This window comes from Isosphaeraceae bacterium EP7 (assembly GCA_038400315.1).
GTDB lineage: Bacteria > Planctomycetota > Planctomycetia > Isosphaerales > Isosphaeraceae > EP7.
This window is the reverse complement of the sequence record CP151667.1, coordinates 6,391,425-6,406,293: the sequence shown is the minus strand read 5'-3', so window position 1 is coordinate 6,406,293 and position 14,869 is coordinate 6,391,425. Positions and strand designations below refer to the sequence as shown.

The 14,869-nt window shown below is 66.6% G+C and carries 10 protein-coding genes; 2 read left to right on the top strand and 8 right to left on the bottom strand.

All coding sequences use genetic code 11. The annotated features are described in order from the left end of the window. Positions 1–108 precede the first annotated feature (108 nt). From EP7_RS25265 to EP7_RS25240, 6 genes are all read right to left on the bottom strand, one after another. Complete coding sequence (locus EP7_RS25265; RefSeq protein WP_463525016.1) at positions 109–1,539, bottom strand: PQQ-dependent sugar dehydrogenase family protein; 1,431 nt, start codon at positions 1,537–1,539, stop codon at positions 109–111. A gap of 514 nt (positions 1,540–2,053) precedes the next feature. After that, the gene (locus EP7_RS25260) at positions 2,054–3,076 is read right to left on the bottom strand and encodes a DUF1559 family PulG-like putative transporter (RefSeq protein ID WP_463525015.1); all 1,023 of its coding nucleotides are present in this window, start codon (positions 3,074–3,076) and stop codon (positions 2,054–2,056) included. Positions 3,077–3,460: 384 nt separating this feature from the next. Beyond that, the gene (locus EP7_RS25255) at positions 3,461–4,249 is read right to left on the bottom strand and encodes a PEP-CTERM sorting domain-containing protein (protein WP_463525014.1); all 789 of its coding nucleotides are present in this window, start codon (positions 4,247–4,249) and stop codon (positions 3,461–3,463) included. Positions 4,250–4,500: 251 nt separating this feature from the next. Continuing rightward, on the bottom strand, positions 4,501–5,376 hold the full coding sequence (locus EP7_RS25250; RefSeq protein ID WP_463525013.1) for a PEP-CTERM sorting domain-containing protein: 876 nt from the start codon (positions 5,374–5,376) through the stop codon (positions 4,501–4,503). 175 nt (positions 5,377–5,551) lie between these two features. Further along, positions 5,552–6,355, bottom strand: a complete 804-nt coding sequence (locus EP7_RS25245; protein WP_463525012.1) for a PEP-CTERM sorting domain-containing protein — start codon at positions 6,353–6,355, stop codon at positions 5,552–5,554. Between the two features lie 117 nt (positions 6,356–6,472). Continuing rightward, positions 6,473–7,474, bottom strand: coding sequence for a ribose-phosphate diphosphokinase (locus EP7_RS25240; protein ID WP_463525011.1), 1,002 nt, complete (start codon positions 7,472–7,474; stop codon positions 6,473–6,475). 333 nt (positions 7,475–7,807) lie between these two features. Here EP7_RS25240 and EP7_RS25235 point away from each other — a divergent pair, with 333 nt between their 5' ends. Beyond that, the gene (locus tag EP7_RS25235; RefSeq protein ID WP_463525010.1) at positions 7,808–9,814 is read left to right on the top strand and encodes a thioredoxin-like domain-containing protein; all 2,007 of its coding nucleotides are present in this window, start codon (positions 7,808–7,810) and stop codon (positions 9,812–9,814) included. A gap of 606 nt (positions 9,815–10,420) precedes the next feature. On the opposite strand, the gene EP7_RS25230 is transcribed toward EP7_RS25235, so the two are convergent. Beyond that, complete coding sequence (locus EP7_RS25230; protein WP_463525009.1) at positions 10,421–13,291, bottom strand: Hsp70 family protein; 2,871 nt, start codon at positions 13,289–13,291, stop codon at positions 10,421–10,423. A gap of 162 nt (positions 13,292–13,453) precedes the next feature. Between EP7_RS25230 and EP7_RS25225 the strand changes: the two genes are divergently transcribed. Continuing rightward, entirely contained in the window at positions 13,454–13,819 is a 366-nt protein-coding gene (locus tag EP7_RS25225; RefSeq protein ID WP_463525008.1) for a VOC family protein, read from the top strand. Between the two features lie 12 nt (positions 13,820–13,831). Here the strand turns inward: EP7_RS25225 and EP7_RS25220 are convergent, their stop codons facing one another. Further along, entirely contained in the window at positions 13,832–14,809 is a 978-nt protein-coding gene (locus EP7_RS25220) for a YitT family protein (protein WP_463525007.1), read from the bottom strand. Between the last annotated feature and the right edge of the window lie 60 nt (positions 14,810–14,869).

The window sequence follows — 14,869 nt, the reverse complement described above, 5'->3', positions numbered from 1 at the left end:
AGCGGTTCCTGCTAGCTCGGCGCGGTTGAGGAAAAGGGGACCGGCTCCGCAGCGAAGCGCAGGGACCTGTCCCCCTTTTCCGGCGTGATACGTTCAATCGGGACCGCTCTAGCGGGTCTGCTTGACCTTGAGGGTATAGATGGCCCCGTTGCCGCCGGGGTTGCTAGTCAGGCCGAAGTCGGCGACGAGGAGCCTGCCCAGGCCGTCGGAGAGGACCGCAAGCGGGCTGCTGAATTGCGAGGCCACGCGCTTGGTTGCGCCGGTCTGGACGTCGACGGCGACGAGGTCAGCGTAGCGGAGGGTGCGGCTGCCGGGGCTCGATTCGGTGACCTCGTCGTTGAAGCGGACGATGAAGAGGTTGCCGGCGAGGTCATCGGGCAGGCCGGCGGCGTAGAAGAACGAGGCGCCGTCGGCGGAGGCGTTCGGGCCGAGCCCGACGGGTTGGGCCGGGTTGTGCAGGACGTAGGGCCCTGGGTTGGCCAGGTTGTCGAAGGTGATGGAATGGGCCCGGTTGGGGCCGTCGGCATTGAGGCTGAGGAAAGGGGACTTGCCGCGCCAGTTGACGTTGGCGAAGCCGTAGTCCGCCCCCGGGACGGCCCTGAAGAGCTGGTCGGAGACTTCCATGGAGAGGTCGGGCCCGACGACGTCCTTGGGGTGGGCCTGCACGGTGGTGCCGTCGCCGTTGGTCTTCGCCCGGTTGTAGTTCACGGTGAAGAAGAGCTGGCCGGCGGCGTCGAGGGCGAGGCCGAAGGGGTTGCGGGTGCCCGCGGAGTGGACGACGAGCTTGCCCGCGTCGGTCTTGGTGACGGGGCCGGAGTCGTCCTGGATCAAGGCCTGAGAGATGTTGGCGGGAACGGTGTTGAAGGCGTTGGCCGAGTTGGTGGCGTTGACGACCTGCCCGAGATCCTTGATCCAGGCGATGGTGCCGTTGTAGGACGAGTCTCCCCAGGTGTTGCCCGGGCCGCCGCTGAAGAAGCCCTGGTTGCCAAAGTCGTCGAGGGCGCCGCTGGAGAGCGGGCCGCTCTGGCCGTTGATGGTGCGGGTGCCGATGCCGACGTAGAGGGTGTTGCCAGCGATCTGGATGTTGTCGACGCCGTGGTCGCCGATGGGGATGCCGGTGACGAGCGCAACCTTCAGCTCGCCCAGGCCGGTCTCGCCGAAGAGGCCGTTGCCGTTGGCGTCATTGGCCTTCCAGAGCGAGCCGTCCATGCTTGAGTAGTAGAGGTCGCCTCCGTGGAACGCGAGGCCGAGGCCGTTGGCGGAGGGGAGGGCCTGGACGGGGCTGGTCAGCTTGCCGGTGATCCAGTTGTATCGATAGCTGGTAATGCCCGAATTTGTGCTGATGACGTAGAGCCTGGCCCGAGGGCCCCAGGCCATCTGCGTCGGGTGGCCCGGCAGGGCGGGCAGGGCGGTCTCGATGGAGAGCTTCGCCCGGTAGGGGGCCGCCACGACCGGCTGGGCCTGCGCCCCGGGGGCCGCCGCCCCGTAAGTCGCGGCCAGGGTTAGGCAGGCGATTGCCAACGTCTTGCGTCGCGTCATCGTTCGATCTCCTGGGGGCCGAGTTCGGCCCGCCGCGGTGGCGGCCGACGCCCATCCCGGGGCGCGGGCGGCGGGCCATTCACGCATTCATGAGTTGAAGGATCTGAAGATCAGAATGGATGGGACGTGGCGTCGTGACTGCGAGTTCTGGGGGCGCGACGGCCCCGCACGCGGCGACGCGTGAGCCGAACGTAAGTCCAGGACCCCCCGGGCGGCCGGGCACTTCCTCGGGCGGGCCCGTATCGAGGATACGGGGGCGCGTCGAGGAGGCCCGGGGCCGCGGTCGGGCGGTCTTGCCGGGATGTGCACCACCCCTACCTTGCCTCGCACGGGTGCGACGATTCGCCGGCTTCGCCTGGCATTTCGGATTCTGAGCGACCGGCCGGCATTATGCAAGAGGGGCCCGCCGGATGGCATAGGCCCGGCCGACCTGGAAGTCAATCGGGACGAGGCCGGATGGCGAATCCGGCCAGATCCGGCGTGAGGCCGCCGGGCCGATCCCCAGGTAGAGGCTTCAGAATGCGTCGGCCGAGACGATCTCGCCGCCGGCGACTGTGCCGAGCGAACGCCATATCATGCCATCAATGGTGGATTTCACAAATTTGACGGATCCATCGCCGAAGAGCGTGTTGACGCCACCGGGGTGGAAGCTTCGCGCGGTGGACGCGGCATAGCTGGGCCTGCCAAGCTTCTCTCGGCTGCCATTGAGGTCGCTGTCGGGGTAGACGCGGTTGGGGCCGCCGGGGATGACCTTGTTGGGGGGCCATGCGGTGGTGATCCCGTTGTGGTGCGAGCCCGACTCGAACCACTGGGTGCGCCCCTCCTGCGGCCGCAGGGCGCAACCGGAGAGGTATTCGGGGGCGACGGTGTAGGGGTCGGCGTTGGGCGGCGGGATGATGTCGGGGTTGTTGATGTTGGCGAGCGTGCCGCAGTCGCGGATGTAGTCGAAGAAGGCTTTTCCCTCGCTCATCAGCAACGTGTTCGAGGTGCCATCCTGGAAGCTCGACCAGCCGCGCGAGAGGTTGACGCCAAAGGCGCCCCGGTTCTGGCGGGTGCTGCCCAGGCCGCCCCAGACGTACCAGTCGCCGGTGACGTAGCCATAGTTGGAGATGCCATAACGCGTGCCGTCGGCCAGGGGCCTGGTGTTGGGCTTGATCTCGCTGGGGCAGATGAGCGTGCCGATCACCTGAGCCAGCACCGTGGTGTTGGGGGGCGACTGCATATCAACGGTGAAGTTGGTGGTGTTGAAGATGTTCCCCTGTTCCAGATAGGGGAGTACCCGCGCGTGCGGCCCGAAGCTGTTCGTCCAGGTAACGGTCGTGCCGACCCCAGTGATGCAGAGCGTGGGGGGCAGACCGCCGACGGTCGACTCATAGTTGTGGACGGCCAACCCCATCTGCTTGAGGTTATTCGTGCACTGGATGCGCCTGGCGGCCTCGCGGGCGCTCTGCACGGCGGGGAGCAAGAGGGCGATGAGCACGGCGATGATCGAGATGACCACCAAAAGCTCGATGAGCGTGAATGCGTTTCGACGCATGGAAACCTCGGGGGGGGGAGGGCCGGTCCACCCGGCACGGCCGATTGCCGCCGTGCATGGCCGGTCAATCAAGCGTCAATGCATGCCCCATGCCCTGGTCGTTCGAGGGCCCAAAATGCCTGATTCTCGGGCGAATCGACGCGGGTGTCGCTCGAATCATCGCGGCGCACGTCGAAATTATGTCCACCTGAGGCGGATTTGTGTCCGCTCCCCGACCGGACGGCGAATGCTGGCAGGGCCACCATTCGCCCCACCAGTGTCGGCCCGCGCTCTGGCGCATGAAACGGCCCGATCGACCTCGCCGACGTCGATTGAATCGACGCTGTTGCGGGGTGGCCGGGCTGGCTTCGGTCGCGGTCGGTTCGTTCGCCTCGATGCGAGGGCTCAGCAATCCGGTGCCGGGCTCGCCGGGCTGTTGAAGCGACGGTAGGCGAGGCCACCGATGAGGGCAACGAATGTGAGGACGGTGGCGGGCTCGGGCACCGGCTCGGGGGCGGGGCCACCGGCGATGGTCAGGGTGAGCAATTTCGTGCTCCGGTGACCATCGGTGATCGAGCCGGTGCCACTGTAGCGGTCGAGATGGAGGTAGCCGTCGACCAACGCCAGGGGAATATCCCTCCCCTCAAGGAGTCGGGAGACTGCGTTGTAATCGATGGGCTTCGAGGGGTCGGAGGTGTCGATTGAGAGGTGGTCCCCGTCGGCAGTCATTCCGGAGAGGTAGAGATGGTTGACCTGGACGGTATAGCTGCCACCGGCTCTGTCCTCAACACCACCTCCGACGATTTGCCCGATATAAGTGCCGCTGATCGCGACATACGGCGGGAAGGGATCGCTCGGATCAGGATCGAAAGAATCACGCCGACCGCTGATCGGGCGATTGAAGTAGGTGAAAACCGTGAAGGTCCCCTGGTCGGTCCCGCGATATCGGCCATCGATCGGCGAGTATGTCAAATCGGACAGAACACCTGTCGAAATGGGGCCATAGTTCAGCGCGATCGTTGTGCCGGCAAACGATGGATCGGCCGAAACGGGGGCCGAATCATTGTCGAAGTTGCGCATCTTGTCGTAGTAGGTGACGAGGGTCGATGCCGAGGCGGGTGACACCGGGGCGATCGCGCCGATCAGGGTGAGGACGAGGAGACTCGCGGTGCGACACATCCATGACGTGGTCATTGGGGGCTTTCATGGTCCCCGGGCATCGACCCGACAGCCCTGTCGTGGTTGCATGCGAGGGGGATGTGGAGACAATCGCTTTGAGATCGGATGATGTCAATCCCGATCGTCTGAGTCGGTCGCCGCTCTCGTGGCCCCGGAAGCCTGTCCTTGGAGCCGTGAATGGACAATTGCACGGCTGACGATCGGATAGCCGCCCACGCGAAGTGGCCGGGCTGGGCTCCGCGGTGGATTCGCCTCGGCGCCAGGGCTCAGACGGCTGGTACTGGGCTCGCGTTGCTGCGGAACTGGCGGTATGCGAGGCCACCCAGCAGGGCCGCGAAGGTGAGGAGCGTGGCGGGCTCGGGGACCGGCTCGGGGGCGGGGCCGCCGGCGATGTTCAGGGTGAGCAGGCGGACATCGTAGTGGCCGCCGCCGATGTAGCCGGAGATGCTGTAGCGGTTGAGATGAAGGAAGCCGTCGATCAGGGCAAGCGGGACGTCCGTTCCCTCGATGGATCGGGAGACTGCGGTGTAATCGATGGGCTTCGAGGGATCTGTGATGTCGAGGGAGACTCGTTCTCCGTCGAGGGTCGAGCCACCGAGGTGAATGGAATTGACCTGGCCGGTATAGGAGCCGCTCATCCTGCCAAACCGGTCTCCGCCTGTCAGGTCCCCGGTGTAGGAGCCTTCGAGCGTGACCCAGACTCGGCGGCCCGTATCGTTCTGGGTGTCCGAGGGGACGATGAAGTTTGCAATGATGGCGAACGAATTCGAGTCGGTCGCGTGCCACAGGGTACCGTCTGACATGCCGTCTGACGTGTATCGCGGGCCGAATACACCTGCAATCCCTCGCTCCCCCTTGATCGCCGTGCCACCGAACGAGGGGTCAGCCGAGAGCTGGTATGAATTCTCACTGAAGATGTGTCGCTGATCCCAGAAGGTGACCAGGGTTGAGGCCGAAGCAGGGGTTGCCGGGGCGATTGAGCCGAGCAGGGCGAGGACGAGGGCTGTCGTCGGGAGCATCCGCGAGGAGAGCATTAGGTCGCATCCGTGCGCCCCCTGCATCGATCCGACGACCGTGTCGAAGATGCACGCGGAGGGAATCGCGGCGATGGTCGCCGCGGGATCGAGTTGTGTCAATCCCAACTTGACGTCTCGCCGTCGGCGGTCCTTGGATCCCGAGCTGGCCAAGATCCCGACAATTCTCGGGTCGTTCTCGTCGCGAGATTGCCTGCGAGGCCACTTCGAATTGGCTGAGGGCCCGGGCCCGCGGGTGCTCAGGCCGAGCCTTTGGATCGGATCAACGGTCGGCGACTTGAGCTCAGGCCGAGGCTGGGGTGGCGTGAGGGCGGAGCCGACGATAGGCGAGGCCGCCGATGAGCGCCGCGAAGGTGAGGAGGGTGGTGGGCTCGGGCACCGGCTCGGGGGCGGGAGAGGTGGCGGCGAGGGTCAGATTGAGCTGCCGCTTGAAGTTTGTGGACTTGACGCCGATATCACCCTTGACGCTGTAGCGGTCGAGGTGCAGGAAGGCGTCGACCAACGACGCGGGGATGTTGGTGCCTTCGACGACGCTGGCGATCAGGGCGGGGTCGACCACCTGCTTGGGGTCGGTGATCTCGGCGGAGCGAAGCTGGCCGTCGAGCGTCATCCCGCTGACCCGGACCGATTCGACGTTGCCGGTGTATTTGCCGCCGATCGAAGGATAATCCTTCCTCGGGTCAACGGAATAGCCGCCGAGCTGGCCTTGGAATGTCCCCTTGATCGCGAGATAGACGCGTAAGGGTTCCGACGAGGATTCACCCCCTTCAGGACGGTCGAAATGGACGAACATGAGGAACGATCCCTGATCCGTCGCGGTGAACGGATGCCTCGTCCCGGTAAATACGGGAAAGTCGTCCGGGGAAGGGACGAACTCCGGGATCTTGCCCGCCATCGATGTGTTGCCGGACTGGAACGTGAGGCCCTGGAAGGGTGTGTCTCCGGGAACCGTGATCGACTGGTCGGGGAACGTCCTCCATTGGTCGTAACTCGTGACCAGATTGGAGGCTTCGGACTCCGAGGCGAACACAGAGATCGCGACGAGGGTGAGGCTCTTCGCCGCAAACCGCTTCCATGAGGAAAGCATGGGGGGCCATCCGTGTGCCCCGCGCACCGACCCGACGACCTTGTCTTGGTTGCATGCGCAGGGGATGGCGGCGAAGGTAACCGCGAGATCGGGGGGTGTCAATCTCAGGATTTCGACTCAGCCGCCGGCGGGCATCGGGTCTTCGAACAGGCGGCTGACGCTCTCTCGGCTGTGGATGGAGAGGATGGCCTGGGCGAAGAGGGGGGCGACGCTGACGACGGTGCAGTTGGGGGGGAGGGGCTCGGTTCGATAACCGATGGTGTCGGTGAGGACCAGCTCCTTGATGGGGCTGGCGGCGATCTTGGCGGCCGAGCCCAGCGAGAAGACGCCGTGCGAGACGCAGGCGTAGACGTCCTTGGCGCCTCGGGCCTTGCAGGCGTGGGCCATCTCGATGAGGGTGCCGCCGGAGATGGTGAAGTCGTCGACGATCAGGACGTTCTTCCCCTCGACGGAACCGATGATGTCGAGCACCTCGGCGGTCTCGGTGTGGTCGGCCCGGGTCTTGTTGCCGATGACGAACGAGGTCTTCATCAGCTTGGCGAACTTGTTGGCCTGCTTGCTGAAGCCGACGTCGGGCGAGGCGATGACCAGGTCCTCGATCTGCTTCTTGCGGAAGTAGTCGGCCAGGACGGGCATGGCGTAGAGGTGGTCGACGGGGATCCGGAAGAACCCCTGGATTTGCGGGCTGTGGAGGTCGAGCGTCAGGACGCGGTCGGCCCCGGCGGCCTCCAGGCAGTCGGCGCAGACGCGGGCGCGGATGGAGACGCGTGGCTCATCTTTCTTGTCCCCCTTGGCGTAGGAGAAGAAGGGGATGACGGCGGTGACCTGGGTGGCGCTCGCGCGCTTGAAGGCGTCGATCCAGAAGAGCAGCTCCATGAAGTTGTCGTTGACCGGCTGCTCGGTCCCCTGGACGATGAAGACGTCGCGGCCGCGCACGTTCTCAAGGACCCTGACGAAGACATTGCCCTCGCTGAAGACCATGGCCTCGGACTTGGCGCAGGAGATGGTCAGGTACTCGCAGATTTTTGCGGCCAGGTCTTTGCTGGCCTTGCCCGCAAAAATCTTCAGCTCGCCGTAGGGATCGGCCTGCTTGGAGGTGCAAATCAGCGACTGGTCCATTGCGGGGGATGCTCACCTGACGGGGCCTGTCCGGCGCGGCCGCGGCGACGGCGTTCTGGGGCGGGCAATGGGCGTGGGGTCGGGGCATGAGAGGCCCCCGCGGTCGGGGCCACCGGCCTCAAGGTCAGCTAGATTAACCGCCATGTCGGGGGGCCGCCAGATGATCTCGCGTCCGGGGGACGTTGCCCGGGCGGCGACGCGGCCGGAAAAAGCGACCAGGCGGGCCCCTCGGGCGAATACAATGCGGGCTTGAAACGTTGAGGGGAGGCGGGACGGCGCCGAGGCCGCACCCGAACCCCGGATCGAATCGTCGAAGGAAAGGATTGGCCCCCGATGATCGCGAAGAGAGCCTGGGCGGGCATGACTCTGGGCGCCGCGGCGCTGCTGGCGTCGCTGGTGTACAGCTCCCTGGCACAACCCAGGGCGCAGGCGCAGGAGGAGATGAAGCCCTCGCTGGAGGGGGGACTCGGCTGGATCAACGTCGGCGGGCCGATCCACATGGACGACCTGCGCGGCAAGATCGTGCTCCTGGACTTCTGGACTTATTGCTGCATTAACTGCCACCACATCCTGCCGGATCTGGCCCGGCTTGAGGCGAAATACCCCGACGAGCTGGTCGTCATCGGCGTCCACACGGCCAAGTTCCCGGCCGAGCGCGAGACGGAGAACATCCGCAAGAAAGTGGCCGAGTTCCGGATCAAGCACCCAGTTGTCAACGACGCCAATCAGGTGATCTGGAACCGGTTCGGCGTGCAGAGCTGGCCCACCCTGGTCTTGCTCGACGCCACCGGCAAGTACGTCGGCTACGTCAGCGGCGAGGGCAATTACGACGTCCTGGACAAGGTGATCGGCAAGCTCGCGGAGAAGCACAAGAAGGCGGGGGAGCTCAGCGACGCGAAGCTGGTCTTCCAGCCCGAGAGCGACCGGCCCTCCGGCGGGCCCTTGCTCTACCCCGGCAAGGTGCTGGCCGACACGCCCGGCAATCGCCTGTTCGTCGCCGACACGGGCCACAACCGGATCGTGGTGCTGGACCTCGAAGGCAAGGCGATCGCCACCTACGGAACGGGCGAGGAAGGGCTCTCGGACGGCAAGTACGGCGAGGCCAAGTTCAACCGGCCGCAGGGCATGGCCCTGGTGGGCGAGACCCTCTACGTGGCCGACACCGAGAACCACGCGATCCGCGCGATTGACCTGACAACCAAGTCGGTCAAGACGGTGGCGGGCAACGGCGAGCAGTCGAACCGGCGCGAAGGCGGGGGCCCCGGCACCGCGACCGGCCTGAACAGCCCCTGGGACGTCCTGCTGATCCCGGGAACCGACACCCTGGCCGTGGCGATGGCCGGCCCGCACCAGATCTGGAAGTATGACATCAAGACCGAGGAGGTCAGCGTCTGGGCGGGCAACGGCCGCGAGAACATCGCCGACGGCCCCGTCCAGAGTGCCGAGTTCGCGCAGCCGAGCGGCCTGGCGACCGACGGCAAGTACCTCTTCGTGGCCGACTCCGAGGTCTCCGGCGTCCGCTCGATCGGACTGGCCGGCGACAACAAGGACAAGGTCGACCGGATCGCGGGGGTGGGCCTCTTCGGCTTCGGCGACGTCGACGGCATCGGCAAGGAAGTCCGCCTCCAGCACTGCCTGGGCCTGGCCTACGCCGACGGCAAGCTGTACATCGCCGACACCTACAACAACAAGATCAAGGTCTCCGACCCCAAGACCAAGTCGGTCCAGACCTTCGTGGGAGCCGTGAAGCCCGGCCTCTCCGACACCCCGCCGCGCTTCGACGAGCCGGGCGGCCTGAGCGTCGGCGGCAAGATCCTCTACGTGGCCGACACCAACAACCACCGGATCCGCGCCATCGACCTGGCCACCAAGGAAGTCACCACCCTGGCCCTCGCCGGCCTTGAAGCCCCCAAGCTCAAGCCCCGCAAGCCCTCCTTCGCCAACCCAACCGAGGCCACCCTTCCCCTGGCGAAGCTGAAGCCCGGCAAGTCGTTGAAAGTTAGCATCACCCTGCCCATCCCCGAGGGCTTCAAGCTGGGCCCCGAGGCCCCCGTCGTCTACCTGGCCGAGACCCCCGGCGCCGAAGACGCCCTGAAGGGCGAAGTCACCACGAGCGGAGGCCGCATCGAGCCCGCCAAGAGCGAGTTCAGCCTCGACCTGCCCCTGACCGAGGAGCTAGAGGTCGGCAAGACGCTAACCCTGAAGCTGTCCGTCGGTGCCCTCGTCTGCAAGCAAGGCGGCAGCGAGGGGTTGTGCATCCCCAAGAGCTACGTCTGGACCGTGCCCGTGGAGTTTGCGGAAGACGGTGAGGAGACGGTGACAATTTCGCCGGCGAAGTGATCGGTTGATGGGATGCGGGCCGCGCCGCTTTGGCGCGGCCCGCCAAGGTCGTTCGCTCGTGTCACTCGTTTTAAGCGTGCACCCTGGTGAATCGATTGAGCGGGTCCATTTGACTTAATCGAGCCGGCCGAAATTTACTTGGGAAAACATGATGACGAAGTCGCATGAGTATGCGCCACCGTATCCTCTCGATGGCCCGGTGCCGGGATGGCGATCCTGGTGGAAATCTGTGTGCTTGGGAAGCCTCTGTGCTGCCGGAGTTCTGTTTCTTATAAGCAAGCTGGTCGCGTCTTTCGGGGGAGCCTTGAGGAAAACCCCTGTGTTCCTGGTTTTTGACGGATTGCTCGCACTCGGTGAGCTCGGCAGCTTGGTGATGATCGGAGTTGGAGGCATCGGGTGGATCGTCAGCCGCCGGCCGACGACGACGGTCAATCATTCCACGGAGCAGGAATTGACAGAACACTCGCAGACCCAAGGCGAGCGTTAAGTCGTCCACGGTACTCTCGTCAATTTTCTCGCGACCGATCGTTGGGAATGTCGGGCGCGAGACGGATGACGGAACCCGTGGTTCTCGATCGTGCCCATTCGATTGGGATGTCGTGGTGATCACGCCATCGCTGCGACATCCGCGACGATGAGCCGCAACCCCGTTGGCAGCGTATCCCCCAAAGCCTGGGCCTGATCGGCGGCTTTTCGGGTCTGGAGTTCGAGGATGGGGCGGATGGACTCTTCGGAGGCTCCTAGCTCGGCGAGGCGGGCGGCGACTTGGTGACGGAGGTCGGGGTCGAGGTCTCTCGCCCGGTCTCCGGAGAGGCGGGCGAGCTGGGTGAGGGCGAAGGTGAGGTCGCCGGTTTCTCGGCCGGCGGGGTTTTCTCGGGCGAGCAGGGGGGCCAGCCAGCGGGCTGCGACGTCGGGGGGGACGACGGTGTTGGCGGGGCCGAAGAGGGGGACGCGGGCTCCCAGGCGGCCGAGGCACCAGGGGATGTGCGCGAGGGGGCCGGGGCGGGTAAGGTCGGCGGCGAGGGCGTCGCCGAGCTGGGTTTTGGCGGCGGCGGGGATGCGCTCGAGGGCGGCGGCGGTTCGCCAGATTTCGGCGACTTCGTGGGGCTCGGGCTTGGGGCGGTTGGCCTTTTTCGCGACTCCGGCGAGGCCGCCGGCCGCCTTGGGGGGGATGAGGAACGGGGCGATGCGGCGGTGGATTTCCTCGTGGTGGGCCTTGGTCAGGCCGGCGGCGACGCGGCGCCAGAGGATCCAGAACTCGGCCCAGCACTGCGGGTCCTTGGGGTGCTTGACGCTCTGGTGCCAGAGGGACCAGGCGGCCTTGATGCGCAGCTCGTCGAGCGGGTAGCCGACGCCGGGGCGGAGGCAGTAGCCGGCCAGGTTGAGCCAGCGGGACTCGTGGCGCGAGGATTTGGCGCGGCGGTCGGCGGCGTCGCGCAGGGGTTCCCAGAAGGAGCGCAGGGCCGAGGGGGGCCACTGGTCGCGCGGGAGGTCGACGACTTCTTCGAGGATTTTCACCAGGCGCGACGGCCCTCGATCCTCGGGGGGCGAAGGATCGGCGAAGGCGACTCGGATGGCCTCGACCCCGGCGTCGACATACGACTGCTCCAGGACAACGCGCTCGGATTCTTCGATGGGTACGTCGGCACCAGGTTCAGCCCGATTGGATGGGCCTCGGAGCTGGACCTGGAGGCGCCAGCGGCGGTCGTCGGTGCGGGACTGGCACCAGAGCTCGATGGTGCCGACCTCGGTGACGCGGGCGGCGAGGCTCACGGGAATCTGCTCGGCCTTCGCCTTGCGGCCGACCTTCATCAGGCCGACGAGCGGGGGGAGGTCGAGGATGGAATTGGGATCAGCCGGCACGAGGTCGCCGGGCTTGTCCTGGGGCCTCACCGAGCTGGAGGCGAGCGGGAAGGCGACGGGCCTGCCCATCAGGAGTTCGAAGTCGCGACCCTCGATGGCGAACTCGTCGCCTTCCTGGGCGTCGCGCGGGACGGTGCAGAGCCAGGGGGGGGAGCCTGGCTGGCCCTGGAAGCCGACGTAGAACGAGCGTGCGGTGCCGCCGCCGATGCGGATGCCGCCGCCGCGCCGGACGATCCCGTAGTAGGCCGCCCCGTTGGCCACGGCGAGGTCGAGCGAGGCGTTGGTGAGGACTCGCGGTTTGTAAGGGGTTGCGGACTCGGGCTCGGAACCTGCGAACCAGGCGGTGATGACCTGGACGATGCGTTCTCGGACGACGGGGGGCGTGAGGGCCCCGCCGTTGAAGAGGATGGCGTCGGGCCTGCCCGTGTGGGGCTGGCCTTCGGGGGCGCCGTCGGCGGCGTGGCGGCGGAGGAAGGCGGAGAGGTGGCGGGGGATGGCCGGGTCGTTGACGAATGGGAGGCCGAATTCCTGGAGGCCCGCGCGGGCGCCTCGGCCGGGCTCGTCGGCGGCGTTGGTGGCGGGGAAGAAGCCGTCGAGGGCCACCTTGCGGACTTCGTCGCGGGTCAAGTCCGACTGGATCGCGCCGCCGATCAGCTTCGAGCCCCGGCCAGCGATGGTGACCGGCCAGCGCTCGGGCCCGCCGTCGGCAAGCAGCTTCTCCTTGGCGGTCCGGCAGGCGAGCCGCAGGGCCGACCACTGCTCGGTGTCCAGTCGGGCCCCTTTGAGCTTGGCTTCGACGGCGTGGGCCAGGGCGAGGTCGATATTATCCCCGCCCAGCAGCAGGTGATCGCCGACGGCGACGCGGCGGAAGGCGGGGCCATCGGGGGTCTCGACGACGGTGATGAGGCTGAAGTCGGACGTGCCGCCGCCGATGTCGCAGACGAGGATGCGCTCGCCGGCCTTCACCTCGCGCTGCCATCCGTCCTGGTGGCTGACGATCCAGCAGTAGAAGGCGGCCTGCGGCTCTTCCAGCAGGACCGGCTTTAGAATTCCCGCGCGTTTTGCGGCTTCGAGCGTCAGCTCGCGGGCGGCCTCGTCGAAGGAGGCGGGGACGGTCAGGACGATCTCCTGGGACACGAACTTGCGGGTGTCGTCACCCTTGGCGAAGGTGGCGTCCCAGGCGTCGCGGATGTGGCGCAGGAGGTCGGCGGAGGCCTCGACGGGCGAGACTTTGCGGGCCTCGGCGGGGGCTCCCCAGGGGAGGATGTCGGCCTCGCGGTCGACGCCCGGGTGGCAGAGCCAGCTCTTGGCGCTGGAGACGAGGTGCGAGGGGACGCGTGCCCCCTGGATCCGGGCGAATTCGCCGACGATCCGGTCGGCGTCGTCGCGCCAGGGGAGGACCGCGGCGCCCTGGGGGAGGTCATGCGTGCCGGGCAAGTAGAGGAACGAGGGGAGCATCGAGCGGGGGGCGGTCTCGCCGGCGGCGACGAGCTGGGGGACGTCGAACGGGCGGATGTCGGCGGTCGGCCGCTCTTTCCCCTTGGTGTCGACGTAGGCGACGGCGCAGTTGGTGGTCCCCAGGTCGATGCCGATGACGTAGCGCGGGCGTGCCATAACCGTTCCAGTCCCGTAGATTCGAAGCGTCGGTGGGCGACGACCCGGGGCGGCCCCGGTCTCATCGCCCGCCGCGTCCATTAGTATAGACGAGAGATGGCACGCGGATCGCCACGAGGGCGTCGGCGACGCGGGCTAACCGGGGCGACGAGGGTTGATCCGATGATCCAGGGCTTGCGATCGGCGATCTATCCGGCGAAAGACCTTGCGGCGGCCAAGGCCTGGTATGGGGCGGTGCTGGGCGTCGAGCCGTACTTCGACCAGCCCTTCTATGTGGGATACACGGTGGGCGGGTTCGAGCTGGGCCTGGTCCCGGATGGCACCCCCGGCTCTCACGGCGTGCAGGCCTACTGGGGCGTGCCCGACGCCGAGGCTGAGCTGAAGCGGCTGGTCGAGCTGGGGGCCCGGGTCTTCGAAGAGGTGCGCGACGTGGGGGGAGGAATCAAGGTGGCGTCGGTGGAAGACCCATTCGGCAACACGTTCTCGATCGTCGAGAACCCCCACTTCGACGCCGCCTCGGTGCGGTAGGCGGCCTCCGCCTCAGTGCAGGCCCGACTTCTTGAGCACGCCGCCCGTGACGTCGGTGAGCGGGTAGACCATGGTGAAGGCGGCCTTGTCGATGTCCTGGATGATCATCTTGACCTTGCCGATTTCCAGGCGGGTGACGACGCAATAGAGGATGTCCTGGTCATCCCCGGACATCCCGCGTCGCCCCTTGTAGATGGTGACCCCTCGGCCCAGGACCTCGATGATCGCCTTGCGGATCGGCTCGCTCTTCTCCGAGATGATCGTGATGGCGGTGTATTCCTCGATGCCGTGGAGGATGAAGTCGAGGGTCTTGGAGGCGGAGACGTAGGTGAGGATCGAGTAGAGGGCGCTCTCGACGCCCAGGACGAAGGCGGCCGTCAGGAAGATGACGATGTTCAGGCCGAGGATGACGTCGCCGACCCTCAGGACGAAGCTCTTCTTGCTGATGAGCAGCGCCGCGATGTCGGTGCCGTCGAGCACGGCCCCGCCCCGGATGGCCAGGCCGATGCCGGCGCCGATGAAGAAGCCGCCGAAGACGGCCGTCAGCAGGTTGTCCGGCGTGACGTCGGGGAAGTGGATCGTGGCCAGGCAGATCGACAGCCCGCCGATGGCCAGGGCGCTGCGCAGGGCGAAGGCCCAGCCGATCTGCTTGTATCCCACCGCGATGAACGGCAGGTTGATGACGAGCAGGAGCACCGATAGGGGGATGCCGAAGAGCTTGGCGACGAGCATCGAGATGCCGGTGACGCCGCCGTCGATGAAGTGGATCTCATGATCATCCACCTTGACCAGCGAATTGCCTTCGGCGTCGAGCTTCGGCCTGGAGTGAGTGTCGAGTGGGTTCGTGGTTTCGACCGGGGCCCCATGGGCGGCGACGTGCGCCGGGCCTTCGGGGAGCAGAAAACCGTGGAGGCCGAAGGCCGCCGAGAGGATGCCGGCGATGATGAAGGCCGAGTTCTTGAACTCGCGGAGGATGGGGTGCTTCGTCATGGGTCGGACCTGCGCTGGGGGCCGGGCGGGCCGGGCGCCCGGCGGACAGGGCCGGGGCGC

Excerpts from the sequence above, each read along its gene's own strand:
- EP7_RS25265 (WP_463525016.1), bottom strand. The coding sequence starts at position 1,539 with ATGACGCGACGCAAGACGTTGGCAATCGCCTGCCTAACCCTGGCCGCG.
- EP7_RS25260 (WP_463525015.1), bottom strand. The coding sequence starts at position 3,076 with ATGCGTCGAAACGCATTCACGCTCATCGAGCTTTTGGTGGTCATCTCG.
- EP7_RS25235 (WP_463525010.1), top strand. The coding sequence starts at position 7,808 with ATGATCGCGAAGAGAGCCTGGGCGGGCATGACTCTGGGCGCCGCGGCG.
- EP7_RS25225 (WP_463525008.1), top strand. The coding sequence starts at position 13,454 with ATGATCCAGGGCTTGCGATCGGCGATCTATCCGGCGAAAGACCTTGCG.
- EP7_RS25230 (WP_463525009.1), bottom strand. The coding sequence starts at position 13,291 with ATGGCACGCCCGCGCTACGTCATCGGCATCGACCTGGGGACCACCAAC.
- EP7_RS25240 (WP_463525011.1), bottom strand. The coding sequence starts at position 7,474 with ATGGACCAGTCGCTGATTTGCACCTCCAAGCAGGCCGATCCCTACGGC.
- EP7_RS25245 (WP_463525012.1), bottom strand. The coding sequence starts at position 6,355 with ATGCTTTCCTCATGGAAGCGGTTTGCGGCGAAGAGCCTCACCCTCGTC.
- EP7_RS25255 (WP_463525014.1), bottom strand. The coding sequence starts at position 4,249 with ATGACCACGTCATGGATGTGTCGCACCGCGAGTCTCCTCGTCCTCACC.
- EP7_RS25220 (WP_463525007.1), bottom strand. The coding sequence starts at position 14,809 with ATGACGAAGCACCCCATCCTCCGCGAGTTCAAGAACTCGGCCTTCATC.